Consider the following 25,929-nt stretch of genomic DNA (forward strand, 5'->3'; position numbering starts at 1 on the left):
GAAAGCCACAATGAAGAAGATGCACGCTAATGTCCAAAACTGAATAGGCATGCCTTTATACCTATAAAGTCTGATTCAAGCTAAACCGTTAAATTAACTGGAAAATATATTATTTAATCATGAATTATTTTTCGATCAGCAGTCATCAGCCTGTAAAAATCCGGTTCCTGTTTGTGCATATTTGAGTGGTTTATCAGGCTTAAAACACCGAACGATCATACTTTAATGCTTCAAGATCATAGACTTGATAGACAGCATCAAATAGGTAGCGGATATATTCACTTTCATCCATATTACGCATGGCCATAAATACAGGACTCACAGCAAATGCATCTGCTAAAGGTATAAAGTTGAGATGGGCCAATTTAATATTTTGTGCACTTTCCGGCGCGATACAAACACCCTCTCCCGCCGCTACAAAACCAAGTGCCAGCTGCAATTCGCGTACAATCCGCAGATTTTTAGGCTCTAATCCATACTCAGAAAATATGCCGCGCACCTGGGTGGCAAAATTAGCCTTTCCCGTATTCGGATATAAAAACAACTGCTGATCGACCAGTTCAGATAAATGTAGGCTCTCACGTTGAGCCAATACATGACTGGCATGCGCTGCCACCACTAGACGCTCTTCACGCAACAACACCCGCTTTATGGCCGGATCCGAGATTCTTAAGCGGCCAAAACCGACATCTATACGGCCTTCTTTGAGGGCCTGAATCTGTTCATAAGTATTCATTTCCATCATCTCGATTTTGAGATAAGGATGCTGCTGTTTAAACAAAAACAGAATACGCGACAGTAAACCGAACAATAAAGAACCAACAAAACCGATGGTAATGGTGCGATCTGCAATGCCGATGCGCTTGGTCATCGACTTAATTTCTTCCGCATTAGACAAAAGTTTAACAGCGTGCTGATAGAAGAACTGACCTGCTTCTGTGGTCTTTAATGGACGGCTACCACGCTCAAATAACTGAATATCCAGCTCTGCTTCAAGGTTTTGGATCTGTCTGCTTAAAGGAGGCTGAGCAATAAATAGTTTTTCTGCCGCTTTAGTAAAACTTTGCTCTTCTACCACTGCAACAAAATAGCGTAAATGTCTAAGTTCCATGATCTAGAATACCTTTAAAGTATAAAAAAATGCTAAATCGATCTTAGACCAATCAACATTATTCTTTTAAGGTATATCAAATCGAAGCATTAAAGCAAGAATGTGAATCCGTATTATGTATAAGTCAGTTGAAACCTTGCTGGTAGAAATCCCGACCATTCGCCCTCACAAGATGGCTGTGGCGACGATGCAAACCCAGACCCTGGTCTTAGTTAAAATCACCACTGAAGATGGTTATATCGGTTGGGGTGAGGCAACGACGATCGGCGGCTTAGGTTATGGTGATGAAAGCCCGGAAAGCGTTAAAGTCAATATTGAAACTTATTTCGCCCCCCTTTTAAAGACATTATCCGGTTTAAATGTTGCACAAACATTACAAGCGATCAAAAAGAATATTAATGGTAACCGTTTTGCCAAATGCGCGATTCAGACTGCCCTGCTAGATATTCAGGCACAGCGCATGCAGCAGCCGCTCAGTGAAGTCTTAGGTGGCCGCTTACGTGACAGTATTCCAGTGCTTTGGGTCTTGGCTTCAGGCAATACAGAAAAAGATATTGCTGAAGCAGAAAAAATGATTGCAGCAAAACGCCATAACATTTTCAAACTCAAAATTGGTTCCCGCCCAGTTGAAGAAGATGTTGAGCATGTGCTGGCGATTAAAAAAGCCCTGGGCAAAGACATTTCGATTCGTGTCGATGTCAACCGTGCCTGGTCAGAATTAGACGCCATTAAAGGAATTCAGTTGCTGCAAGACGGCGGTGTTGATCTGATTGAGCAGCCATGTGCGATTGATAACCTCGATGCAATGCGCCGTCTCACCCGACGTTTTGATATTGCCATCATGGCAGACGAATCTTTAATGGGCCCACATTCAGCCTATGAAATTGCAAAACAAAACGGTTCATCTGTTTTTGCAGTGAAAGTTGCCCAGTCAGGTGGTCTGATCGAAGGTTGTGAAGTCGGAAATATTGCCAAACTTGCAGGAATCGATCTGTACGGCGGCACCATGCTGGAAGGTCCGGTCGGCACGATTGCTTCGGCACATGTATTTTCAACCTTTGAAACATTAGCTTTTGGTACTGAACTGTTTGGTCCTTTGCTACTGACTGAAGATATTTTGAAAACCCCACTCAACTATCAAAACTTTGAACTTGAGATTCCGAAAGGATCTGGTCTGGGGATTGAGTTGGATGAAAACAAGATTGACAACTTGCGTCGTCAATAATTCGAGGAGATACCCATGCTTTTCCATGTACGGATGGACGTGAACATTCCACAGGATATGCCAGTGGAACAGGCCAATGAAATCAAGGCCATTGAAAAAGCCTATTCCCACGACTTGCAACGTCAGGGTAAATGGCGCCATATCTGGCGAATCACTGGCCAGTATTCAAACATCAGTATTTTTGATGTTGAAAGCAATGAAGAATTGCACAGCCTGCTTCAGGGCCTGCCACTCTATCCCTATATGAAGATCGAAGTGATGGCATTGAATCGTCACCCTTCTTCTATTCGTGATGACGACAGCTAATTAAGAATATGGGAATTGGGGAATAACGTTATTCCCCTTCCCACAGCAAGACCAGAGGGTAACCAAACAAGGATTGTGGCCAGCAAGATTTAGCCAGCCAGAGCAAGCTAAACAGCGCGCCACATAAAAGAATGTAGATATACTGAGGAGTAATAGTATGAATCGCCAAGAAATTGATGCATTAGTAAAACAAATGAATGTCGACACTGCGACAGGTCCTGTAGATGAGCGTGTACAGCAAATTACTGTACGTTTACTCGGTGATCTTTTCCAGGCGATCGAAGATCTTGATATTTCACAAACTGAATTGTGGAAAGGTCTTGAATACTTTACTGATGCAGGCCAAGCAAACGAGCTAGGTCTATTGGCTGCAGGTTTGGGTCTAGAGCATTACTTGGACCTACGTGCTGATGAAGCAGATGCAAAAGCAGGAATTAGCGGTGGTACACCACGTACCATTGAAGGCCCACTTTATGTCTCAGGTGCACCAGAGTCAGTTGGCTTTGCACGTATGGATGATGGTTCTGAATCAGACAAAATCCCAACGTTGATCATTGAAGGGACAGTGACGGATACTGAAGGCAATATCATCGAAGGCGCTAAAGTTGAAATTTGGCATGCCAACAGCCTAGGGAACTATTCATTCTTTGATAAGTCACAGTCTGATTTCAACTTACGTCGCTCTATCTTCAGTGACCAAGACGGCAAATACGTTGCACTCACAACAATGCCGGTCGGTTATGGCTGCCCTCCAGAAGGTACAACTCAGTTTGTACTGGACAAATTAGGCCGTCACGGTAACCGTCCATCGCATGTGCATTACTTCGTATCTGCACCGGGCTACCGCAAGCTGACCACTCAATTCAACATCGAAGGCGACCAGTACCTGTGGGATGACTTTGCATTCGCAACCCGTGAAGGCCTGGTGGCAACTGCGGTGGATGTGACTGATGAAGCTGAAATTGCAAAACGTGGCTTAAAAGGTCCTTTCAAACACATCCAGTTCGATATTGAACTTGTCAAAGAACAAGCTGCTGCACCAACGACTGAAGTTGATCGTCGCCGCGCTAGCGCTTAATACAACTATAGAAGCGGGGTATGTTTCAAAGATATATCCCGCTGACTTCCCCCTTGGAAAGTCGGAGAAAGGACATGCCTCGTATTCCCGTAATTAACACCAGCCATTTAGACCGCATTGACGAATTACTGGTTGATGATTATGAATCTGGTGAATTTAAACTACACCGTTCAGTATTTACAGACCAGGCCCTGTTTGACCTTGAGATGAAATACATCTTTGAAGGCAACTGGGTTTATCTAGCACATGAAAGCCAGATTCCAAACAATAACGACTTCTATACTACTTATATGGGTCGTCAGCCGATCATCATTGCACGTAACCGTCAAGGTGAACTGAATGCCATGATCAATGCCTGTTCGCATCGCGGTGCACAATTGTGCCGTAACAAGAAAGGCAATAAAGCAACTTATACTTGCCCATTCCATGGCTGGACTTTCAATAACTCAGGTAAGTTATTAAAAGTCAAAGACCCGGCTGAAGCGGGTTATTCAGACTGCTTTAACAAAGACGGCTCACATGACCTGAAAAAGGTTGCCCGTTTTGAAAACTATAAAGGTTTCCTGTTCGGCAGCTTGAATCCGGATGTTCCTTCTCTGGAAGAATACCTGGGCGAAGCGACCAAAATTATTGACATGATCGTGGGTCAGTCTGAGCAAGGTCTGGAAGTATTACGTGGTTCTTCAACTTATACTTATGAAGGCAACTGGAAGTTGACTGCTGAAAACGGTGCCGATGGTTATCACGTGTCTGCTGTACACTGGAACTATGCTGCCACGACCCAGCAACGTAAAGAAAAAGAAGCGGGTGACAATATCCGTGCCATGAGCGCAGGTTCATGGGGCAAACAAGGCGGTGGTTCTTACGGCTTTGAACATGGTCACATGCTACTTTGGACGCAATGGGCCAACCCAGAAGACCGTCCTAACTTTGCCAAGAAAGATGAATACACCGAGCAATATGGCGAAGCCATGGCGAAATGGATGATCGAACGTTCACGTAACCTGTGTATCTATCCAAACGTTTACTTCATGGATCAGTTCGGTTCACAAATTCGTGTACTGCGCCCGATTTCTGTCGATAAGACTGAAGTGACCATCTACTGTATCGCGCCTGTCGGTGAAGAGCCAGAAGCACGTACCCGTCGTATCCGTCAGTATGAAGATTTCTTTAACGCATCAGGTATGGCAACGCCAGACGATCTTGAAGAATTCCGTGCCTGTCAGGCAGGTTATGCCGGTATTGCACTGGAATGGAACGACATGTGTCGCGGTTCAAAACACTGGATCCATGGTCCAGATGATGCAGCGAACGAAATCGGTTTAAAACCAAAACTATCTGGTATTAAAACGGAAGATGAAGGTCTGTATCTGGCTCAGCATCAATATTGGTTGGAACTAATCAAGAAAGGTATCGCGTCTGAGAAAGAAATTGCAGCATCGACTGAAGGAGAAAACGCATGAGCGACATCACTTTAGAAAATATTGCGCAGTTCCTGTATCAGGAAGCACGCTTTTTAGATGATGAACAATGGGATGACTGGTTAACTTGTTATGCCCCTACTGCGTCTTTCTGGATGCCAGCTTGGGATGATGATGACAAACTGATCACAGATCCGCAGTCTGAAATCTCGTTGATTTACTATCCAGATCGTCAAGGTTTAGAAGACCGCGTGTTCCGGATCAAGACTGAACGTTCATCTGCAACCATGCCGGACACACGTACCTGCCATAACCTCAGCAATATTGAAATTGTTGAACGTGATGGCGACAAAGTGACTGTACGTTTTAACTGGAATACTTTGAGCTTCCGTTACAAAACAAGTTACAGCTATTTCGGTATGTCTCGTTATGAAATCGATTTTTCAGGCGATAAACCACAAATTTTAAGCAAATACGTGGTATTGAAAAACGATTACATCAACCAGGTCATCGACATTTATCACCTCTAAGACTGTTTTTACAGCTAGGTCAAGCCTTTCAGTCAGATGGAAAATTGACTGAGAGGCTTAGTTACAAAGATTTATATAGGATATTCAGCCATGTCAAACCACAATGTTGCACTTCAATTTGAAGATGGCGTTACACGTTTTATTTCTGTTTCTGACGGAGAAACCCTGTCAGACGCAGCTTACCGTCAAAAGATCAATATTCCTTTGGACTGCCGTGATGGTGCTTGTGGAACGTGTCGTGCGTTTTGTGAATCAGGTTCGTTTGACATGCCTGAAGAAACTTATATTGAAGATGCATTAACACCTGAAGAAGCTGCAGAAGGCTATATTCTGGCCTGTCAGTGTAAACCGACTTCAGACGCAGTTTTCCAGATTCAAGCCTCATCAGAAGTTTGTAAAACTGAAATTCACGCGTTCCAGGGTACTTTGGCACGCGTAGAGAACTTATCTGACTCGACTATTACTTTTGATATTCAGTTAGACGAAGGTCAGGCAGACATTCACTTCCTTGCAGGTCAATATGTCAATGTCGGTATCCCGGGAACGACTGAAACCCGTTCTTATTCATTCAGTTCAAAACCAGGTAACCGTTTAACCGGGTTTGTGGTACGTAACGTGCCAAACGGTAAAATGAGTGAATTTTTAAGCGTCAATGCCAAAGCTGGCGACAAAATGACTTTCACGGGTCCATTTGGTAGCTTCTACCTGCGTAATGTGACCCGTCCAGTGCTGATGCTCGCGGGTGGTACAGGGATCGCGCCGTTTATGTCGATGCTGCAAGTCTTAGAAGAAAAAGGTTCAGAACATCCAGTGCGTCTGGTGTTTGGTGTGACCAATGATTTTGACCTGGTGGCGATTGAAAAACTAAATGAGCTGCAAGATAAATTCCCTTGGTTCGAATACCGTACTGTGATTGCAAATCCAGAATCTAATCATGAGCGTAAAGGCTATGTGACCGGTCATATCGAAAAAGAATGGCTCAATGCGGGTGATGTGGATATTTATCTGTGTGGTCCTGTGCCAATGGTTGAAGCAGTTCGCGGCTGGTTAGATGCTGAAGGCGTTAAACCTGCAAACTTCCTGTTTGAAAAATTCTCTGCAAACTAAGTTCAGACTGAACCGGAGAATAGAATGAACCGTGCAAAAAGATTTGAAAATAAAGTCGTGATCGTGACCGGTGCTGCCCAAGGCATCGGGCGCGGTGTAGCGCTGCAAGTGGCAAGCGAAGGCGCACAAGTCGTCATGGCGGATCTTTCCCCTTTTGTAGAGGAAGTTCTGGCTGAAATTGAAGCCACTGGCGGTGATGCGATTACTGTCAAAGCCAATCTGGAAACCTTTGCCGGCGCAGAATCTGTTGTCGCCAAAGCGCTGCAAACTTATGGCCGTGTCGATGTCCTGATCAACAATGTTGGTGGCGCGATTTGGATGAAGCCTTTCGAAGAATTTTCTGAAGAGGAAATTATCAAGGAAGTGAACCGTTCACTGTTCCCAACGCTGTGGTGCTGCCGTGCAGTTCTTCCAGAAATGATTAAAAATCAGAAAGGTACAATTGTAAACGTATCTTCTATTGCCACACGTGGTATTAACCGTGTTCCATATTCAGCATCTAAAGGTGGTGTGAACGGTTTGACCGCTTCCCTCGCCTTTGAACATGCCAAAGATGGAATTCGTGTCAATGCGATCGCAACTGGCGGTACCGAAGCACCACCGCGTAAAGTGCCACGCAATGCCAATCCGCTGACTGAATCAGAAAAAGACTGGATGCAGCAAGTGGTTGATCAGACCATTGACCGTACTTTTATGGGTCGCTACGGTACGATTCAGGAACAGGTGAATGCCATTGTATTCCTGGCTTCGGATGAATCATCGTATATGACTGGTACCGTCGTACCGGTCGGTGGTGGTGATCAGGGCTAAGTCCTGATCATGACTTTTTTTTAACAGGATCATGGTTTGACGCAAGGAGGCACATCACCAATGAACACCCTGTTTCAGACATTAAAAAATGATTGGTCAATTTCAGCGACTGTTGCAGGATTTTTAGCAGTCCTGATTTCCTATTCAGGCCCACTAATCATTTTTTTCCAGGCTGCTCAACAAGCCCAAGTTTCCCCAGACATGATGATTTCATGGATTTGGGGAATTTCTATTGGTGCTGCACTTGCCGGTATTTTCTTATCGATTAAATACAAAATACCGGTGGTGACTGCCTGGTCTGCACCCGGAACGGCTTTATTAGTCACGCTTTTTCCTGATATTTCGCTCAATGAAGCGGTTGCTGCCTATATCACCTCTGCCGTGGTGATTTTTTTCATTGGGATCACCGGTTATTTCGACAAATTGCTGTCCTGGATTCCTCAGGAAGTGGCTGCCGGAATGATGGCCGGGATTTTATTGCAGTTTGGTTTAGGTCTGTTTACGGCAACCGATACCATGCCCTACATTGTGTTTGGCATGCTGGCAGTATTTTTACTGGCCAAGCGTTTCAGCCCACGCTATGCCATGGTTTGGGTATTGGTGGCAGGTGTGGTTTTAAGTCTGTTACTGGGTAAAATTAACCCGGTGAACGCTGATTTTAGCTTGGCGATTCCACAATTTATTGCCCCGGAATGGACCTGGAACTCTACCTTGAATCTGGCACTACCGTTGATTTTAGTCAGTCTTTCTGGCCAGTTTTTACCAGGCATGAGCATTATCAAGCTCAGCGGTTATGACATGCCGGCCAAACCTATTATTAGTGTGACCAGTATTGCTTCGCTTGCGGTGGCCTGTGTAGGCGGCATTACCATTGTACTGGCCTCAATCACGGCTGCTTTATGTTTGGGTAAAGATGCCCATGAACTGAAAGAAAAGCGTTATATCGCCGGCGTGGCCAATGGGCTTTTTTATATTTTAGGCGGCTTATTTGCCGGCAGCATTGTCATGCTGTTTAGCCTGATGCCCAAAGAACTCATTGCGGCTTTGGCAGGACTGGCATTGCTCGGTGCAATTGCCACCAATATTTCCGTTGCAATGGGCAAAGAATCACAACGTGATGCTGCCCTAATCACCTTTTTGGCGACTGCATCTGGTATGCAGTTCCTTGGACTGAGCTCAGTCTTTTGGGGGATTTGTATTGGTTTGGTGGCGCACTTTGTATTGTCACAGAAAGACCGTAACGCTGTTCCGCTTGCAGCATCAGATTCAAAATGAGTTTAAAGACATCCATAAGTTTAGGATATGAAAGGACCAGATTATGATAGATAAAAGTTCATTATCATTGAAAGAAGCACTCTCCCAGATCAAAGATGGTTCAACCATCATGATTGGTGGTTTCGGTACAGCAGGTCAGCCTGCTGAACTGATTGATGGTCTGATCGAATTGGGTATCAAAGACTTAATTATCGTCAATAACAATGCCGGCAATGGCGACTACGGTTTGGCGAAACTGCTGAAAGCCGGGGCTGTACGTAAAATCATTTGCTCTTTCCCGCGTCAGTCTGATTCCTGGGTATTCGATGAACTTTACCGTGCAGGTAAGATCGAACTGGAACTGGTTCCTCAAGGTAATCTGGCTTGCCGTATTCAGGCCGCAGGTATGGGCTTAGGTCCAATCTACACGCCTACCGGTTTTGGTACCTTGCTGGCTGAAGGCAAACCGACTTTAAATTACGAAGGCAAAGACTTCGTTTTAGAAAATCCAATTAAAGCGGACTTTGCTTTGATTAAAGCCTCTAAAGGCGACCGTTGGGGCAATCTGGTATATCGCAAATCTGCCCGTAACTTTGGCCCGATCATGGCGATGGCCGCAGATATCACCATTGCTCAGGTGTCTGAAGTCGTGGAACTCGGTGCACTGGATCCAGAGCACATCATCACCCCGGGAATTTTTGTTCAACACGTTGTTCAAGTTAAACCTGCACAATAATTGGCATCGGAGATAAATAATGAGCTATACCAAACTGACCCGTGACCAGATCGCTGAACGTGTGGCACAAGACATTCCTGATGGTGCCTATGTCAACCTGGGCATCGGCTTGCCAACCAAAATTTCCAGCTACCTGCCTTCAGATAAAGATGTATTCCTGCATTCTGAAAATGGCCTGTTGGCATTCGGTCCTCCTCCTGCTGAAGAAGACCGCGATCCTGAGCTGATCAATGCCGGCAAAGAATTCGTAACCTTACTGGAAGGCGGTTCTTTCTTTCATCACGGTGATTCTTTCGCAATGATGCGTGGCGGTCACTTAGACATCGCGGTATTGGGTGCCTTCCAGATTGCTGAAAATGGTGATCTGGCCAACTGGCATACTGGCGCACCGGATGCGATTCCGGCTGTGGGCGGTGCAATGGATTTGGCTGTGGGTGCCAAGAAAGTTTTCATCACCACCGATCACGTCACGAAGAAAGGCGAGCCAAAAATTGTGGCTGAACTGTCTTATCCGGCGACTGGTTTGAAATGTGTGGATCGTATCTATACCGACCTGTGTGTGATTGATATCACCAGCGAAGGCATGAAAGTGATTGAGAAAGTCGAAGGTCTGTCATTCGAAGAATTGCAGTCATTGACTGGCGCCAAGCTGATTGATGCGACTCAAAACTAATTCATAAATCCTCCCTAAATCCCTCCTTTATTAAAGGAGGGACTTTCACCCTTTAAATTCCGGGAAAAACGCCTCCCTTTAGTAAAGGGAGGTTGGGAGGGATTCAAAGATTTGGAAAGTAAAAACATGAAAAACGCATATATTATCGATGCCATCCGTACCCCATTCGGCCGTTATGCCGGTGGCCTCGCTCCTGTTCGTACTGATGATCTCGGTGCACTTCCAATCAAGGCCTTAATAGAACGTAATCCATCGGTGAACTGGGAACAGGTCGATGATGTGATCTATGGCTGTGCCAACCAGGCCGGTGAAGATAACCGTAACGTTGGCCGCATGTCAGCGCTGCTTGCAGGTGTGCCTTATCAAGTGCCTGCAACTACAGTCAACCGCCTATGTGGTTCATCGCTAGATACTATCTCCATGGCTGCGCGTGCGATTAAAGCGGGTGAAGCCCATCTGATCATTGCCGGTGGTGTCGAGTCAATGTCTCGTGCACCCTTTGTCATGGGCAAATCAGAAACCGCCTATGGCCGTAGTCAGAAAATCGAAGATACCACCATGGGCTGGCGTTTCATTAACCCGAAACTCAAAGACATGTACGGTGTAGAAACCATGCCGCAAACGGCTGAAAATGTCGCTGAACAGTTTGGGATTAACCGTGAAGATCAGGACAAATTTGCCCTGAGCAGCCAGCAACGTACAGCCGCAGCACAAGCCAAGGGTTTCTTTGATAAAGAAATCATTCCGGTGGTGATTCCACAACGTAAAGGCGATCCGGTGGTCGTAGATAAAGATGAACATCCACGTGCCTCTACCACTGCAGAAGCTCTGGCAAAACTGAAACCTGTGGTCAAAGCAGATGGTACAGTTACAGCCGGTAATGCTTCAGGCATTAACGATGGTGCTGCCGCCCTACTGATCGCGTCTGATGAAGCGATTGCGCAATACGGTTTAAAACCACGTGCCAAAATTATTGGCTCAACAGTTGTGGGTGTTGAGCCGCGCATCATGGGCTTTGGCCCGGCACCTGCTATCAAAAAGCTACTTGCTCAAACCGGCTTAACGCTAGAGCAGATGGATGTGATCGAACTGAATGAAGCTTTTGCGGCCCAAGCACTGGCATGTACCCGTGATCTAGGCATTGAAGACGGCTCGGAAAAAGTCAATCCGAACGGTGGCGCAATTGCCTTGGGTCATCCACTCGGCGCCTCTGGTGCACGTCTGGTGACCACTGCCTTGAACCAGCTGGAACAAACTGGCGGTCAATATGCACTATGTTCAATGTGTATTGGTGTCGGTCAAGGTATTGCTTTGATTATCGAACGCGTCTAAAAGCAATATCACTTAATGAAAATTTCCCCTCCCTTTTTTAAAGGGAGGTCGGGAGGGATTTTAATGCCAACATTTACATCTAACGATGCACAAATTAATTACCAGACTTTTGGGGATGCCTCTAAACCTGCAATTGTGTTCTCCAATTCATTGGGCACCAAATTCAGCATGTGGCAGCCACAAATTGAATTTTTCCAGAAAGATTATTTCGTGGTGTGTTATGACACCCGTGGTCACGGTGGCTCGAGCGCACCACAAGGGCCATATACCCTGGATCAACTGGGTCAAGATGTAGTGAATCTACTGGATCATTTAAATATCCAGAAAGCTGCTTTCTGTGGCATTTCCATGGGTGGTCTGACTGGCCAATGGCTGGCAATTAACCGCCCAGAACGCTTTAACCAAGTGATTGTGTGTAATACGGCAGCCAAAATCGGTCAGGAACAGGCCTGGCTGGAACGTGCTGCACTGGTGCGTGAGCAAGGCTTGGCACCGATTGCATCGACCGCAGCATCACGCTGGTTTACCGAACCCTTTATTCAAAGCAACGCAGCAATTGTTGCAGAACTTTCAAACGACCTTGGAGCTGGCAGCCCGGAAGGTTATGCGAGTTGCTGTGAAGCTTTGGCTAAAGCGGATTTACGTGAACAGTTAAAGACAATTTCAGTTCCTGTATTGATTGTGGCAGGTCAGCAAGATCCTGTAACGACTGTTGCTGATGGTCAGTCGATGCAAGCCAGCATTGCCAATAGCCAACTGTTTGAAATCAATGCATCGCATATTTCCAATGTCGAGCAACCTGAAGCGTTTAATCAGGCAGTTCAGGCATTTATTGCAGCTTAAACTGCTCAAAAAAGGAAAAAGCCACTGATCATCATCAGTGGCTTTTTTTTATCAAGATGGAGTCAGCATTAAGCCCAAATGACCAAAATCGCAGCGATCACCACCAAGCCCAGCCCCCAATGCTCGGCACGTGCCAGTTTCTCCTTAAAGAAATATGCAGAAATCAGCATACTAAATAAAATCTCGATTTGACCTAGTGTTTTGACAACGGGCACACTCATCATGCTCATGGCAGTAAACCAGCCCAGCGATGCCATAAAGCTGCACACGCTGACTTTAAAGGTTAATCTCAAGCGTTGCCACATGGCCACTAAAGTCTGGCGGCTAAATAGACTCAGATAGATCAGCATACTGATGCATTGAAAACTGATGACCATCAGCAGTACCCATGCAGCACGATGGACAGTTGGCAATGTGCTTAGCTCCAGACTCGCCTCCCTGACCAAGAGTGAGGTAATCGCAAAACTTAAGCCGCTGCCGATTCCAATCGCTAAGGTCTGGGCAGAAAATCCACTGATCTGCTGGCCTTTACTCAGCAGGAATACAGCATAAGCACCGAGTACCACACCGATCCAGGCCAGTACCGATAAATGATCGGCTAAAAACACGACACCAATGACGGCGGCAAGAATGGCTTCACTTTTAGCCAAACCGACCCCAATCGCATAATTTTTTTGTTGAAACAGCTTCACCATCAATGCAGTTGCTAAAATCTGGCTCGAACCGGCAATCACAATATAGACCCAAAACCTGGGAGTAAAATGGATAATATTTTCAACGGGCTTGAAGTGATACAGGCTGTATAGATAGACCATGGCAAAAGGTAAGGCAAAGATAAACCGTGCCAGCGTGACCCCCCAAACATCGACCGTAGTGCTCAGCTGTTTTTGAAATGCATTGCGCCATGCCTGCATAAATGCAGCCATTAAGGTGAAAAAGATCCAACTGATTGCCATAAAATGATTTGCATATATAACAAAAGTGAACCAATTCTATGCCTAAGTAAAAGGCATGACTAATTAAAAATGGAGTGAAGGTGAATAGCGGAAAGTTTGGATTGTTTTTAGATAGTTTAAATTTCAGCTAAATAGTCTTTTCGCATGGGAATAAAACGAATGCCATTTTCCTCAGTGTATTCGCCCATTTCAACAAAACCGAAGCGTTTATAAATATCCAAAGCATATAAACTGGATTTTACAGTAATAGATTGATGACCTTGGCTACGAATCTGATTTTCTAAAAAGCGCCACATTTGGCGACCGTAACCTTGACCTTGATAAGCCTTATTCAAGAAAAAATGCATGAAATGTGCCGGCGCTATATAAGCCACAACACCGACTATTCTGCAGTCAATTTCAGCCACATAATAATAAATATCTGGCCGTTCAAAGATGGTTTGAATTACTTCAGCTTTAAAACGTAAGCGTCCCTCTTCTGCCGTAGTGACAGCCTCTACAAATGGCGCAATGACTTCTACGATAGCAGATGTATCCTGAACAGTAGCTTTTCTAATTTTCATATTATTTTAAATTTCACCTTAACCTGGCTTTTTTGCAAAAACAGATCATCTGTCAATTTGTATTTCTCTAAGCAATCTTTTTCTATTAAAAATAACAAGTTATTTAGCTCACAATATAATGCCAAGCATCCTCCACTTACAATTCAGCCATATAGAGTTTTTATTAAAATTTTTATGATGTTATTACAATAGGATGAAATTTAGGTAGGCATTCTAGACAGTTTGCTTCCCTACAGGGAGTTTAGATGAAACATTTTGAATGCGCCGTCTGCCAGCAACAGCTATTTTTTTACAAATCAGTCTGTGATCATTGTATGTCACCAATCGGCTATGTCGCTTCGGAAAAAGAATTGTGCTCATTTAAAAAGCAGAGTGCTGATCAATGGATTCCAGTCTCCAAAAATTATCATCATGCCAGTTATAAACCCTGTCATAACTATACGCACTATCAGGTATGTAACTGGATGATTCCCAGTAATGAAGATGAAGATTTTTGTGAGTCCTGTCAACTCACTCATGTGATTCCTGATCTGGAAAATTCAGAGAACCTGATTTACTGGTTTCGACTGGAAGAGGCCAAACGCCGCTTCCTTTATTTGGCGCAGCGTATGAACATGATGCCACGCCCCAAAAAATCTGAAGATGATCCATTTGGCCTGCGTTTTGATTTTTTACTGCCTGAAGATGATCAGCCGGTTTTGATTGGTCATGCCAATGGTGTGATTACCTTAAATGCGATTGAGGCGGATGTGGTGTATCGTGAAACAACGCGCGTGAATATGGGAGAAAATTACCGGACTTTATTGGGCCATTTTCGCCATGAAAGCGGACATTACTATTTTGCACTGATGCAACACTTACATCCGGAACTGATTGAAGAGTTTCGTCACTATTTTGGTGATGAGCGGCAAAATTACAGTGAGGCGCTGCAAACTTATTATAATGACGGCGCCCCGATCAACTGGCAGGAAAACTATATTAGTGCTTATGCCACCGCACATCCTTGGGAAGACTGGGCAGAAACCTGGGCGCATTATCTGCATATGATGGAAACACTGGAAACTGCTTACTATGCTGGAATCCGCGTTATTGGCAATGGTGGCTATCTGGCCAGCATGGATTTTAAAGAATGTCCAATTGGCGGACAGGATGTTGAACATATTCTTGCAAACTGGGTTACCTTAACCTTTAATTTAAATGCCTTGAACCGTTGTATGGGTCTGGAAGACGCCTACCCATTCAAGCTGACCGAAGCGGTAAAAGACAAGCTTCGATTTATACATCGGCATGTACTGGAAAAAGTTTTTAAATCATCCAAATGATCTCTAAACGACAAAAAACTGAATGTAATAAAATGAATAAAGCCCGTATACGACGGGCTTTATTTGACGATCAATGTGATTAAACGTATTAAGCGGTTTTCATTGAACCGGTTTCTTCAAATTGGGCATGCCAAGACAAAGCTTCATTCAACAAATGCGGTGTCTGACCACCACGCGCACAGGCACGCTCAAAATAATAATTTAAACTTTCGCGGTAATCTGGATGAGCACAGATATCGATAATCTTGCGGGCACGTTCACGCGGTGCCAAACCGCGCAGATCTGCCAAACCTTGCTCAGTCACCAGAATATCAACGTCATGATCGGTATGGTCGGTATGGCTGACTAGGGGAACGACTGAAGAAATCGCACCACCTTTGGCATAGGATTTGGTCACAAAGATGGCAATATGCGCATGACGGGTAAAATCTCCCGAGCCTCCAATGCCGTTCATCATCTTGGTTCCAGTAACATGGGTTGAATTCACATTTCCGTAAATATCAAACTCAAGTGCTGTATTAATCGCAATAATCCCGAGACGGCGAATCAGTTCAGGATTATTGGAAAGTTCCTGTGGACGCAAGACAATTTTATCTTTGTATCGATCAAAATTGTTCATCACTCGTGCGGCACAGTCATCGGTCAGGGTCATGGAGCAACCTGAAGCAAAGGTCATCTTGCCTGAATCGATAAGCTGGAAAGTGCAATCCTGCAAGACTTCAGAATACATTTCCAGATTATTGAAATTGGAATGTTCGAAGCCGGCAAAGACCGCATTGGCCACGGAGCCCACACCGGATTGCAGCGGCCCCAGATTTTCAGGTAAACGCCCTGCTGCCACTTCCTGTTCAAAGAAATGAATCAGGTGACTGGCAATCGCCAGCGTTTCTTGATCCGGTTCGTCCATGCCAAAGGACGTGTCTGGAATCTCATTGATGACAATCGCAGAAATTTTTTCAGGTGCAACATGAATCCCGATTGTTCCAATTTTGTCACTGGCTTGAGTCAGAGGAATTGGCTCGCGGTTTGGGCGCGCTTGAGGTACATAGATATCGTGAACACCTTCTAGTACGGGATTAATCGTCATATCAATTTCAATAATGACCCGATCTGCCATTTCGATGAAATTTGCAGAATTTCCGCAAGAGCCTGTCGGAATAATCTGACCGTCTTCAGTAATCGCAGTTGCAGCAATTACAGCCACATTAATCGCTGGCAAGTTTTTATGACGGATATTATCGGCCAGTTCAGAGAGATGCTGATCGACATACATCACTTCACCGGCATTAATCGCTTTACGTAAAGAAGGATCTGCCTGATAAGGATAACGGCGGGTTATGACATGTGCTTCATTGAGTTTTCCATCAATCCGGTTCCCCAGACTTGCGCCTGTCGCCAAGGTAATATGACTTGGATACTTCTGTGCATATTCAGCCAAGGCCAAAGGCACAGTTTTCGCTTCACCTGCCCCCCCCAAAACCACTTAAACCAACTACATCGCCATCTTGAATCAGTTGTAGTGCTTTTTCGACAGATACGACTTTATCTTGTAATGGGAGCAAACGAATGCGCTCTAAACCGTTCATAAAAAATCTCAAAAATATAAAATAAAGAGGCGTCTGCTCCTGGTGAACCAAGAGCATTAGCGTCTGAATCAATCAATAATTAATTTTGCTAATTCGAGCATTGAATTTTGGCTGGACTTAAACCAGTTCCACTGCAATCGCAGTTGCTTCACCGCCCCCGATACACAGTGCGGCAATACCTTTCTTGCCACCAGTACGTTTTAAGGCATGAATCAAGGTCACAATAATACGGGAACCAGAAGACCCCAGTGGATGACCGAGCGCACATGCGCCACCGTTGATGTTGACTTTTGCAGTATCCAGTTCAAAGCCATCAATGGCTAGCATCGTCACCATGGCAAAAGCCTCATTGATTTCCCAAAGGTCCACATCGGCGGCATCCCAACCGGTTTTTTTCAGCACTTTTTCAATCGCACCGACAGGTGCAATGGTGAATTCCGAAGGATGCTGCGAATGGCTGGCATAGGCCAGAATATTAGCCAGCGGTTTTAAGTTACGCTGTGCAGCAATTTCACTAGAGGTGACCACCAGTGCTGAAGCACCGTCTGAAATTGAACTGGCATTTGCTGCGGTAATGGTTCCGTCTTTTTTGAAGGCTGGACGCAAGCTTGGAATTTTGTCTGCTTTGGCATTTAAAGGTTGTTCATCCTGCTCAACCACCACATCGCCTTTACGGTTGCTGACAGTGACTGCTACGATTTCATCTTTAAAGAAGCCTTGCTGAACAGCCGTCACCGCTTTATTTAATGAGCCAATGGCATAATCGTCCTGTTGTTCGCGTGTATAACCTTTTTTATCTGCCATTTCCTGTGCCAGAATTCCCATCGACAGACCTGTTTCTGCATCTTCCAGACCTTCCTGAAACATGTGATCCGTGACTTTGCCATGTCCCATACGGAAACCGGCACGTGCCTTGTCCATCAAATATGGCGCATTAGACATAGATTCCATGCCACCTGCGACCACAATTTCAGCCGAACCCGCTTTGATTGCATCTGCTGCCTGCATCACCGCTTTCATGCCTGAGCCACAGATTTTATTGATCGTGGTGGCACCTGTTGAATCCGGTAAGCCGGCTTGACGCATGGCCTGACGTGCCGGGCCCTGTTTTAAACCCGCCGGCAGTACACAGCCCATAATGACTTCATCAATATCGTTTGCAGTTAAACCTGCACGAGCTACAGCTTCCTTGATCGCCACAGCACCCAAATCAGGCGCCGTACAGCTTGAAAGTGAGCCTTGAAAACCGCCCATTGCGGTACGTACAGCTTCTACAATTACAATCATTCTAATCTCATCCTTTTTCATCATTGTTATTTAACACCGCACAGCAGAAGCTCTGCGGTGTTTGTCCTTCGCAATACTTGCCTGTTTAAGCCTGTGCAGTGAAATAGTCTTCAGGTAATTGCATGACCAGTTCTGCACCTGCCTGAATACGCTGGATTCGGGCATTCAAATCCGGGAGAACTTTGGCGACATAATAATTCGCCAGTACCAATTTGTTCTGGAAGTAGCTATCGTCTTTCGTTGCTGCAGCTTTGCTGATACGCGCATACATATATACAAAGCTGAGCAGACCCACCGCATGCAGATAATCGACAGCAATCGAGTTGGCAAAGTCCGGATTCAGTTGAGACTGCTCGACGATAAAGCTGGTGACGTCTTCCAGTTGCTGACAGGTCTCTAATGTCGCCGTTTTAACCGTCAATGAATCATCCAGACCTTGGGCGAACTCGCGGATTTCAGCGATATACTCTGCGATATAAGCACCTTTACATTTGGTGGTTTTACGGCCAATCAGGTCAATTGCCTGTACGCCATTGGTGCCTTCATAAATCTGTGAAATGCGCAGATCGCGAATACATTGTTCCATACCCCATTCACGGATATAACCATGACCACCGAAGCACATTTGCGCTTCCAGTGCAGAATCCAATGCTTTATCAGTCAGATATGCTTTGGCAATTGGGGTTAACAGAGCCACACGGTCGGTCGCTTTACGCACCGCTTCAGCATCGGTCGAATATTTGGTGATATCCAGCTGCTGACCGACATAGACAGCAAAGGCACGAGATGCTTCATTGTTGGCGCGCACATTCAGCAACATCCGGCGCACATCACCATGTACCAGAATCGAATCGGCTGGTTTTTCCGGTGATTTCGCACCGGTCGAGGCGCGTCCCTGTAAACGGTCTGTCGCATATTGTGCCGCATTCTGATAAGCAAATTCTGCCGCGCCAATGCCCTGAATTCCCATCGACAGACGTTCGTAGTTCATCATCACGAACATGCCGGCCAGTCCTTCATTTTCGTTACCGACCATATAAGCTTTGGCACCATCAAAGTTCATGACGCAGGTCGCTGAGCCTTTAATTCCCATCTTATGTTCGATTGAACCCGCAGATACTGCATTACGTTCACCGAGTGAACCATCTGCATTCACCAGAAATTTCGGCACAATAAACAGGGAAATGCCACGTGAACCGGCGGGTGCATTTGGTGTTTTTGCCAACACCAGATGAATGATATTTTCACTCAGGTCATGTTCACCGCTGGTAATAAAGATTTTGGTACCGCTGATGTTATAGCTGCCATCTTCATTGGGTTCAGCCTTGGTTTTGATTATGCCAAGATCAGTACCTGAATGTGGCTCAGTCAGACACATGGTGCCCGACCATTCGCCTGTATAGAATTTTGGTAAATAAGTTTCTTTCTGTTCTTGTGAAGCACGATCATTAATCGCCATGCCTGCACCCACGGTTAACAGCGGGTAAAGCATAAATGATGGATTGGTACTCCAGATCATTTCATCGGCCAGCACGGTCAGCATTTTTGGCATATTCTGCCCGCCCCATTCTTCACTGGCACCTAAACCTACCCAGCCACCTTCAGCAAACTGCTTAAAGGCATCTTTAAAGCCTGTAGGTGTGGTCACTTCACCATGTTTAAACTGAGCACCACCTTCTTCATCCGCAGGACGATTCAGGTCAAGAATGACATTCTTGGAAAATTTGGCCATCTCTTCCAGAATTGCATTTGCAGTTGCCATATCTAAATGTGCAAGATTTTCATTACCTTGCCAAAATTGTTCAGCTTGAAACACATCATTTAAAATAAATTCCATGTCTTTTAGCGGCGCATTATAAATAGGCATTCTTACATTCCTTAACTGGTGATACTCAATTCTGTTGCTGAGCGTTTTATAATCATTGATTAATGAAAATCTTTTTTATGATTTTACTTCAATCAATGCATATCAATCGAAAATCATCATCTCGAATTAATCCAGCAGTAAATCTCATTCAACTAAATAAGCGACATAAAATTTAAAAACCCAAGCTTTATGTCACCGTTATTTACTGAACCAAGCAGGCTTAAAATGATTCTTTATTCACCACTATAATCCTTTGCCAGGACGGTCTTAAACCGAATAATGATTTCACTTGATGTGCTGAAACAATAAAATAATTATGCTGAAAATGGAATTTTATTTAGCAAAGTTGATCTCTAGGGTTCAGTTTTCTTGACAAGATTTTTAGCAACGCGTTATAGAGATTTTACGCTGTACCCAAATGTTGTATAAATATACAAATTTAGATAAATATCACGACCTTAGTTTTATAGCTATCTTGGGTAAAATTGAATATTCTTGAAAGGTTCTTTTTCGAAAAATATGGACCAAGAAGATGACGACTGTAAGACAGCAGAACTTCCTTCTTCGTAAAGAGAAGATCCTGAGCATGGCTGAAAGCCTGCTACTGGACAATAATCAGGACATTACCCTGAGTGAACTTGCCAGTGAACTGGACATCGCGAAAGGAACGATCTACAAGCATTTCAAAAGCAAGAACCAGTTATATTTAGAACTAATTATTCTGAATGAAAAAAGAATTCTGGAAATATCAAAAAAATATAATAACGATATTAAAAATTATGTTTCGCAATATATGCTCTATCACATGCTCAATTCCAATCGCACCATCCTGTTGCATGTGATTGAAGAGCGTTTAACCAATAATGAAAAGAATCTGAAAGATTTATTTCAGGAGCTTTATCGGATTCGCGAAGAACGGATTATCCGGATTAAAGACATGACCCATGATTATCTGGTTTCACTCGAAAGTGCCATGTCGATTCGGGATTATTTATCCTATATCTGGACGGTGACTTATGGTGCGTCATTATTATTAAATTCGACCCATTATCAAAAAGCAATTGGTTCGCGTGAACGTCTGATCAAACTGTATGTGAATCAGGCATTGATGACCCCGGATAAAATCTCCTCGGTATAATCGTAATCTTTTATAAATCAAAAAAATGCCTGACTCAATCAGGCATTTTTTGTTTAGCTATATCAATAGCCATTACAGAACTTGAAAATCAGGCGCTTACTGGTGGAAAACCATCTTCAGTTAAAGCTGCCACAATTTCAGCTTCGCTCACAGTCGAGTCAACTTCCACCAGTTTGCTCACCACATCAATATTAACAGTGGCATTTTCATCCAGGTCTTTAATCGTTGCAGTGACACTACGCGCACAACCACCACAAGTCATATTTTCAATACGGAATTTCATATTTAGCTCCATAGGATCGCTTTAAAAATTAATGTGATTGGGCAGATTATATTTAACCTGAGCTGCAGATCAGCTCAGTGCTGCTCAGGGACGACACCCTGTTCAATCTGTTTTAGAATCTGGCAATCGGACTGTTCATTGCCGGCACACTGCTCCACCGATTGCTGTAATATCACCAGCATATGCTGCATATCGGCAATTTTCTGTTGTAAAAACTGGATATGTTTTTCGGCCAGCTGTTTCACCTCGCTACTCTGACGTGAGCTGTTCAGCCACAGGCCGAGTAATTCTTTCATCTGCTCTGAAGAAAAGCCGAGTTCGCGTGCATGTTGAATAAAACTTAAGGTTTTAATGTCCGCATCAGTATAAACCCGATAACCTGCATCGCTTCGTTTCGCAGCAGGCAACAATCCGATGTCTTCATAATAACGAATCATTTTTGCAGAGATGCCGGAACGTTTTGCCGCCTGACCAATATTCATCCTGCTTGCTCCTTGAACTGTACCGCTTTGTAGGCTTTTAATCTCAAAGCATTAGTGACAACAAACACGGAAGACAATGCCATCGCGCCTGCGGCAAACATCGGCGATAACAAGATGCCCCAGAATGGATAGAGCACCCCGGCGGCAATCGGGATTAAAGCAATATTATAGACAAAGGCCCAGAACAGGTTCTGCCGGATATTGCGCATGGTGGCCTGACTCAGACCAATTCCGGTGGCCACATGCTGTAAATTACCTGACATCAACACCACATCGGCTGCCTCAATCGCGACATCGGTGCCTGTACCAATCGCCATGCCAACATCAGCCTGTGCCAGTGCCGGGGCATCATTGATTCCGTCCCCGACAAAAGTGAGTATGCCATATTGCTGCTGGAGTCGATGTACCGCATCCACTTTCTCATGCGGTAAAACTTCCGCAATTACCTGATCAATTTTCAGCTGTTTGGCAATGGCCTGCGCGGTATGCTGATTGTCACCGGTGATCATCGCCACTTTCAGACCCTGCTCATGCAAGGCCTGAATCGCACTATAGGTAGTTGCTTTAATCGGATCCGCGACGGCAATAATCGCCGCCAGCTTTTGATTGATCGCCACATATAAGGGACTACGGCCCTGATCACCGAGTTTTTGTGCAGTAGACCGAAACAGATCGACATTTAGACCTAAGTTCTGCATCAGACGTTCAGCCCCAATATGCAGCTGCTGACCAGCTACCTGTGCCTTGACCCCTGCGCCGGTGATCGAATCAAAATCTGTGACTTCACTCAGTTCCAGTTGTTGCTCATGAGCTGCCTGAACAATGGCATGGGCAATCGGATGTTCTGACTTGGCTTCAACCGAAGCCACCAGTTGCAATACAGTCTGCTGATTAAAATCTGCTGTGACTTCAAAGTCCGTCAGCAACGGTTTTCCTTCAGTCAAGGTTCCGGTTTTATCAAGTGCGACGACTTGGGTTTGCTGCAATAACTGTAAAGCTTCACCCTTACGAAACAGCACGCCCAGTTCAGCGGCACGCCCAGTTCCGACCATAATTGAGGTCGGCGTTGCCAGCCCCATCGCACACGGACAGGCAATAATCAGCACCGCCACGGCGTTGACCAATGCATAGGTCAGATTGGGTTCAGGCCCAAACAGGAACCAGACCATGAAGGTCAAGGCCGCCAGTGCCATGACGGCAGGTACAAACCATAAAGTCACTTTATCCACCACCGCCTGAATCGGTAGTTTCGAGCCTTGTGCCTGTTCCACCATCTCAATAATCTGCGCCAGTACAGAATCCTGTCCGACCGCAGTGGCCCTGATTTGCAAGGTTCCATTCTGGTTCACTGTACCACCCACCACCTGATCCCCGGCCTGTTTGGCCACGGGTAAAGGCTCACCACTCATCATTGCTTCATCGATATAACTTTGCCCGGCAACCACTTCACCATCGACGGCGACTTTTTCACCCGGGCGGATTTCAATCAGCATGCCCTGTTGTACATCGGCAATCGCCAGATCAACCCAGTTGCCATGCTGTTGTACCCGTGCGGTTTTCGGTTGCAAGCCGACCAGATACTGAATCGCTTCTGAGGTTTTACCTTTGGCTTTGGCTTCCAGATACCGCCCCAGTAAAATCAGCGCAACAATGACAGCTGCCGCTTCAAAATATACATGGACGGTGGACTGGGGTAACAGCTGCGGAAAAAAGGTCGCAATGCAGGAAAATCCATAAGCTGCGATTGTTCCGACTGCGACCAGAGAATTCATATCCGGCGCCAAACGCAATAAAGCCGGAATACCATGCTGATAAAAACGCCGTCCCGGAATAATCAGCACCAAACTGGTCAGCACAAACTGCAGATACCAGCTGTTCTGGGTTCCCAACGTCTGCGCAATAAAATGATGAAAAGCCGGGATCAGATGTGAACCCATTTCTAGAATAAATACAGGGACTGCCAGAATAAGAGCAAGCCAAAGATCCCGTTTCAGTTGCGCGGTTTCAGTGGCTTTCTTTTCCTGAAAAGCCACATGGCGATCTGCCGAGAGATGTGTATTGGTTTTTTCTGTGGCTTTAAAACCGGCTTTTTCTACAGCAGCAATCAAAGCTGGGATGTGCTGACGGGATGCCTGAATCGAAGCAGTTTCAGTCGCCAGATTGACTTGTGCTGTACTGACGCCGTCTACTTTTAATAAAGCTTTTTCAACACGCGCGACGCAGGAGGCGCAGGTCATGCCTTCAATCGCCAGTTCAATCCGGTCAGCCTGAAGATCAAAACCGGCTTTTTGCACCGCCTGAGTCAACTTGGACAATGGCACAGAATTGATTAGACTCACATGCGCCTTTTCAGTGGCCAGATTCACGTGTGCATCCAGTACACCTTCTACTTTTTTTAGGGCTTTTTCTACGCGAGCCACACAAGATGCACAGGTCATGCCTTCAATATTCAAAGCAAACTGTTGCGTCGGTACATCAAAGCCAGTTTTTTCAATTGCTTGAACTAGCACAGCGGCAGCAATCGGCTGCTGGCTTTTAATAAAAGCTTTTTCAGTCGACAGGTTGACAGATGCCTCAACCACGCCCTCAATTTTTTTCAAGGCTTTTTCGACCCGAGCCACGCAGGATGCACAGGTCATACCGCCAATCTGCACCTGCTGTTCATATAACCGGATGCTGTCTTGTTCTGCCATGCCCATCTCCATGCATCAACTTGCTGCCGATGCTATAGCTTAAACATTCCCAGCATGGCAAGGTCAAGTCTTTCATTTAAATATTTTAGGAAAGATAAAGCGGTATTGCGATTGGATGCTCATCCAAGAACCAAATAAAAGCCCGAAGATGACTTCGGGCTTTTATAGCAGTGTTTAAAATATTGAATGCATCAATTTTATTCGGCAGAAATATCTTCAAACAGAACCGAAGACAGGTAGCGTTCACCGCCATCTGGCAAAATCACCACAATATTTTTACCGGCATTTTCAGGGCGTGCAGCCAGTTGTGCCGCTGCCGCCATGGCCGCACCACTTGAAATGCCGACCAAAATACCTTCCTGAGCTGCAGTTTTGCGTGCCCACTCGATTGCCTCTGCGCTATTAATGGCAATCACTTCATCGACCAGATCTAAATCCAGGTTGCCCGGAATAAAGTTGGCTCCGATACCTTGAATTTTGTGTGGTCCCGGTGTCAGCGTTTCGCCGCGTTTGGCCTGACCAATAATTGCAGATTCAGCAGGTTCCACCGCCACCGAATATAGAGGCTTATTTTTAACTTTCTCAAAGTAACGCGAAATACCGGTAATGGTTCCGCCTGTTCCGACACCTGCGACCAGAATATCGACGTTACCCGCCGTAGCTTCCCAGATTTCTGGGCCGGTGGTTTCTTCATGAATTTTAGGATTGGCTGGGTTTTCAAACTGTTGTGGCAGGAAATACTGCTCCGGGTTCTCATTCAACAGACTCTCGGCTGCTTCAATCGCCCCTTTCATGCCTTTGGCCGGATCGGTCAAGACCAGATTGGCTCCTAAAGCTTTGACTACTTTACGGCGTTCAATACTCATGCTTGAAGGCATGGTGAGCGTCAGTTCATAACCTTTAGCGGCTGCCACAAAGGCCAATGCAATGCCGGTATTGCCACTGGTGGGTTCAACGATGTGCATACCGGGTTTGAGTTTTCCAGATTTTTCTGCATCGTTAATTAATGCTGCACCAATACGACATTTGACTGAAAAGGCCGGATTACGGCTTTCAATTTTGGCAAGTACAGTCACCGGAGCTGAAATTACGCGATTAATACGAACTAGCGGTGTATTTCCAATTGCGTCTGCATTATTACTATAAACCGCTATCCCTAAATTATTTGGTGTTGGAAAAGCTGAATCTGTACTCATGATGATATCCCTGATGTTATTGGTTCAAGTCATTTAAACATCATACAAGCATTTTTTTCGTTTGTAGATGTTTGATGGAATTTGCACTTGATCGCATTAATTTAAACCAAAATATTTTTTAAATAATTCG

General features: G+C 45.1%; 23 protein-coding genes and 1 pseudogene. 14 read left to right on the plus strand and 10 right to left on the minus strand.

Going from position 1 to position 25,929, the window contains the following annotated elements:
- Nucleotides 1-199 precede the first annotated feature (199 nt).
- Entirely contained in the window at nt 200-1,111 is a 912-nt protein-coding gene (locus tag FTU45_RS09675; RefSeq protein ID WP_005096953.1) for a LysR family transcriptional regulator, read from the minus strand.
- 115 nt (nt 1,112-1,226) lie between these two features.
- On the opposite strand from FTU45_RS09675, the gene FTU45_RS09680 reads away from it, so the two are divergent.
- From FTU45_RS09680 to pcaD, 12 genes are all read left to right on the plus strand, one after another.
- The gene (locus FTU45_RS09680) at nt 1,227-2,336 is read left to right on the plus strand and encodes a muconate/chloromuconate family cycloisomerase (protein WP_005170827.1); all 1,110 of its coding nucleotides are present in this window, start codon (nt 1,227-1,229) and stop codon (nt 2,334-2,336) included.
- Between the two features lie 15 nt (nt 2,337-2,351).
- The gene (catC, locus tag FTU45_RS09685; protein ID WP_005170825.1) at nt 2,352-2,642 is read left to right on the plus strand and encodes a muconolactone Delta-isomerase; all 291 of its coding nucleotides are present in this window, start codon (nt 2,352-2,354) and stop codon (nt 2,640-2,642) included.
- A 157-nt stretch (nt 2,643-2,799) separates the two neighbouring features.
- Entirely contained in the window at nt 2,800-3,720 is a 921-nt protein-coding gene (gene catA, locus FTU45_RS09690) for a catechol 1,2-dioxygenase (RefSeq protein ID WP_005170822.1), read from the plus strand.
- A gap of 74 nt (nt 3,721-3,794) precedes the next feature.
- Nucleotides 3,795-5,183 (plus strand): benzoate 1,2-dioxygenase large subunit, encoded by a 1,389-nt coding sequence (gene benA / locus FTU45_RS09695; RefSeq protein ID WP_180076335.1) that lies wholly within the window; start codon nt 3,795-3,797, stop codon nt 5,181-5,183.
- Nucleotides 5,180-5,671, plus strand: coding sequence for a benzoate 1,2-dioxygenase small subunit (gene benB, locus FTU45_RS09700; protein ID WP_180076336.1), 492 nt, complete (start codon nt 5,180-5,182; stop codon nt 5,669-5,671). The genes benA and benB overlap by 4 nt, the downstream gene beginning before the upstream one ends.
- Before the next feature lie 90 nt (nt 5,672-5,761).
- Entirely contained in the window at nt 5,762-6,778 is a 1,017-nt protein-coding gene (gene benC / locus FTU45_RS09705; RefSeq protein ID WP_180076337.1) for a benzoate 1,2-dioxygenase electron transfer component BenC, read from the plus strand.
- 24 nt (nt 6,779-6,802) lie between these two features.
- On the plus strand, nt 6,803-7,588 hold the full coding sequence (gene benD / locus FTU45_RS09710; protein ID WP_100357617.1) for a benzoate diol dehydrogenase BenD: 786 nt from the start codon (nt 6,803-6,805) through the stop codon (nt 7,586-7,588).
- 60 nt (nt 7,589-7,648) lie between these two features.
- Nucleotides 7,649-8,863 (plus strand): benzoate/H(+) symporter BenE, encoded by a 1,215-nt coding sequence (gene benE / locus FTU45_RS09715; RefSeq protein WP_180076338.1) that lies wholly within the window; start codon nt 7,649-7,651, stop codon nt 8,861-8,863.
- 43 nt (nt 8,864-8,906) lie between these two features.
- Nucleotides 8,907-9,578 (plus strand): 3-oxoacid CoA-transferase subunit A, encoded by a 672-nt coding sequence (locus FTU45_RS09720; protein WP_005096964.1) that lies wholly within the window; start codon nt 8,907-8,909, stop codon nt 9,576-9,578.
- A gap of 19 nt (nt 9,579-9,597) precedes the next feature.
- On the plus strand, nt 9,598-10,251 hold the full coding sequence (locus tag FTU45_RS09725) for a 3-oxoacid CoA-transferase subunit B (RefSeq protein WP_100354809.1): 654 nt from the start codon (nt 9,598-9,600) through the stop codon (nt 10,249-10,251).
- Nucleotides 10,252-10,377: 126 nt separating this feature from the next.
- A complete protein-coding gene (pcaF, locus tag FTU45_RS09730) occupies nt 10,378-11,583 on the plus strand; it encodes a 3-oxoadipyl-CoA thiolase (RefSeq protein ID WP_005096966.1) in 1,206 nt (401 codons plus the stop codon).
- 63 nt (nt 11,584-11,646) lie between these two features.
- Complete coding sequence (gene pcaD, locus FTU45_RS09735; protein ID WP_005170799.1) at nt 11,647-12,426, plus strand: 3-oxoadipate enol-lactonase; 780 nt, start codon at nt 11,647-11,649, stop codon at nt 12,424-12,426.
- A gap of 68 nt (nt 12,427-12,494) precedes the next feature.
- On the opposite strand, the gene FTU45_RS09740 is transcribed toward pcaD, so the two are convergent.
- Together FTU45_RS09740 and FTU45_RS09745 are read right to left on the minus strand one after the other, a co-directional pair.
- Complete coding sequence (locus FTU45_RS09740) at nt 12,495-13,382, minus strand: DMT family transporter (RefSeq protein ID WP_180076339.1); 888 nt, start codon at nt 13,380-13,382, stop codon at nt 12,495-12,497.
- A gap of 116 nt (nt 13,383-13,498) precedes the next feature.
- Complete coding sequence (locus FTU45_RS09745) at nt 13,499-13,945, minus strand: GNAT family N-acetyltransferase (protein ID WP_100328589.1); 447 nt, start codon at nt 13,943-13,945, stop codon at nt 13,499-13,501.
- 245 nt (nt 13,946-14,190) lie between these two features.
- On the opposite strand from FTU45_RS09745, the gene FTU45_RS09750 reads away from it, so the two are divergent.
- Nucleotides 14,191-15,267, plus strand: a complete 1,077-nt coding sequence (locus tag FTU45_RS09750) for a putative zinc-binding metallopeptidase (RefSeq protein WP_180076340.1) — start codon at nt 14,191-14,193, stop codon at nt 15,265-15,267.
- An 88-nt stretch (nt 15,268-15,355) separates the two neighbouring features.
- On the opposite strand, the pseudogene FTU45_RS09755 reads toward FTU45_RS09750, so the two are convergent.
- The 3 genes and pseudogenes from FTU45_RS09755 to FTU45_RS09765 form a co-directional block, all read right to left on the minus strand.
- A pseudogene (locus tag FTU45_RS09755) lies at nt 15,356-16,853 on the minus strand (succinate CoA transferase).
- Between the two features lie 117 nt (nt 16,854-16,970).
- Complete coding sequence (locus tag FTU45_RS09760) at nt 16,971-18,146, minus strand: thiolase family protein (RefSeq protein ID WP_180076350.1); 1,176 nt, start codon at nt 18,144-18,146, stop codon at nt 16,971-16,973.
- Nucleotides 18,147-18,225: 79 nt separating this feature from the next.
- Complete coding sequence (locus FTU45_RS09765; RefSeq protein ID WP_180076341.1) at nt 18,226-20,007, minus strand: acyl-CoA dehydrogenase C-terminal domain-containing protein; 1,782 nt, start codon at nt 20,005-20,007, stop codon at nt 18,226-18,228.
- Nucleotides 20,008-20,539: 532 nt separating this feature from the next.
- Here FTU45_RS09765 and FTU45_RS09770 point away from each other — a divergent pair.
- On the plus strand, nt 20,540-21,145 hold the full coding sequence (locus FTU45_RS09770) for a TetR/AcrR family transcriptional regulator (RefSeq protein ID WP_180076342.1): 606 nt from the start codon (nt 20,540-20,542) through the stop codon (nt 21,143-21,145).
- 88 nt (nt 21,146-21,233) lie between these two features.
- Here the strand turns inward: FTU45_RS09770 and FTU45_RS09775 are convergent, their stop codons facing one another.
- The 4 genes from FTU45_RS09775 to cysK form a co-directional block, all read right to left on the minus strand.
- The gene (locus tag FTU45_RS09775; protein WP_180049352.1) at nt 21,234-21,428 is read right to left on the minus strand and encodes a heavy-metal-associated domain-containing protein; all 195 of its coding nucleotides are present in this window, start codon (nt 21,426-21,428) and stop codon (nt 21,234-21,236) included.
- A 74-nt stretch (nt 21,429-21,502) separates the two neighbouring features.
- Complete coding sequence (cueR, locus tag FTU45_RS09780) at nt 21,503-21,910, minus strand: Cu(I)-responsive transcriptional regulator (protein WP_005096982.1); 408 nt, start codon at nt 21,908-21,910, stop codon at nt 21,503-21,505.
- Entirely contained in the window at nt 21,907-24,609 is a 2,703-nt protein-coding gene (locus FTU45_RS09785) for a heavy metal translocating P-type ATPase (protein ID WP_180076343.1), read from the minus strand. Before FTU45_RS09785 ends, cueR begins: the two co-directional genes overlap by 4 nt.
- 191 nt (nt 24,610-24,800) lie before the next feature.
- Nucleotides 24,801-25,799: a cysteine synthase A gene (gene cysK / locus FTU45_RS09790; RefSeq protein WP_005170784.1), complete on the minus strand. Its 999-nt coding sequence runs from the start codon at nt 25,797-25,799 to the stop codon at nt 24,801-24,803.
- Nucleotides 25,800-25,929 lie beyond the last annotated feature (130 nt).

The sequence above is a fragment of the Acinetobacter sp. YH12106 genome (assembly GCF_013418995.1).
GTDB lineage: Bacteria > Pseudomonadota > Gammaproteobacteria > Pseudomonadales > Moraxellaceae > Acinetobacter > Acinetobacter pseudolwoffii.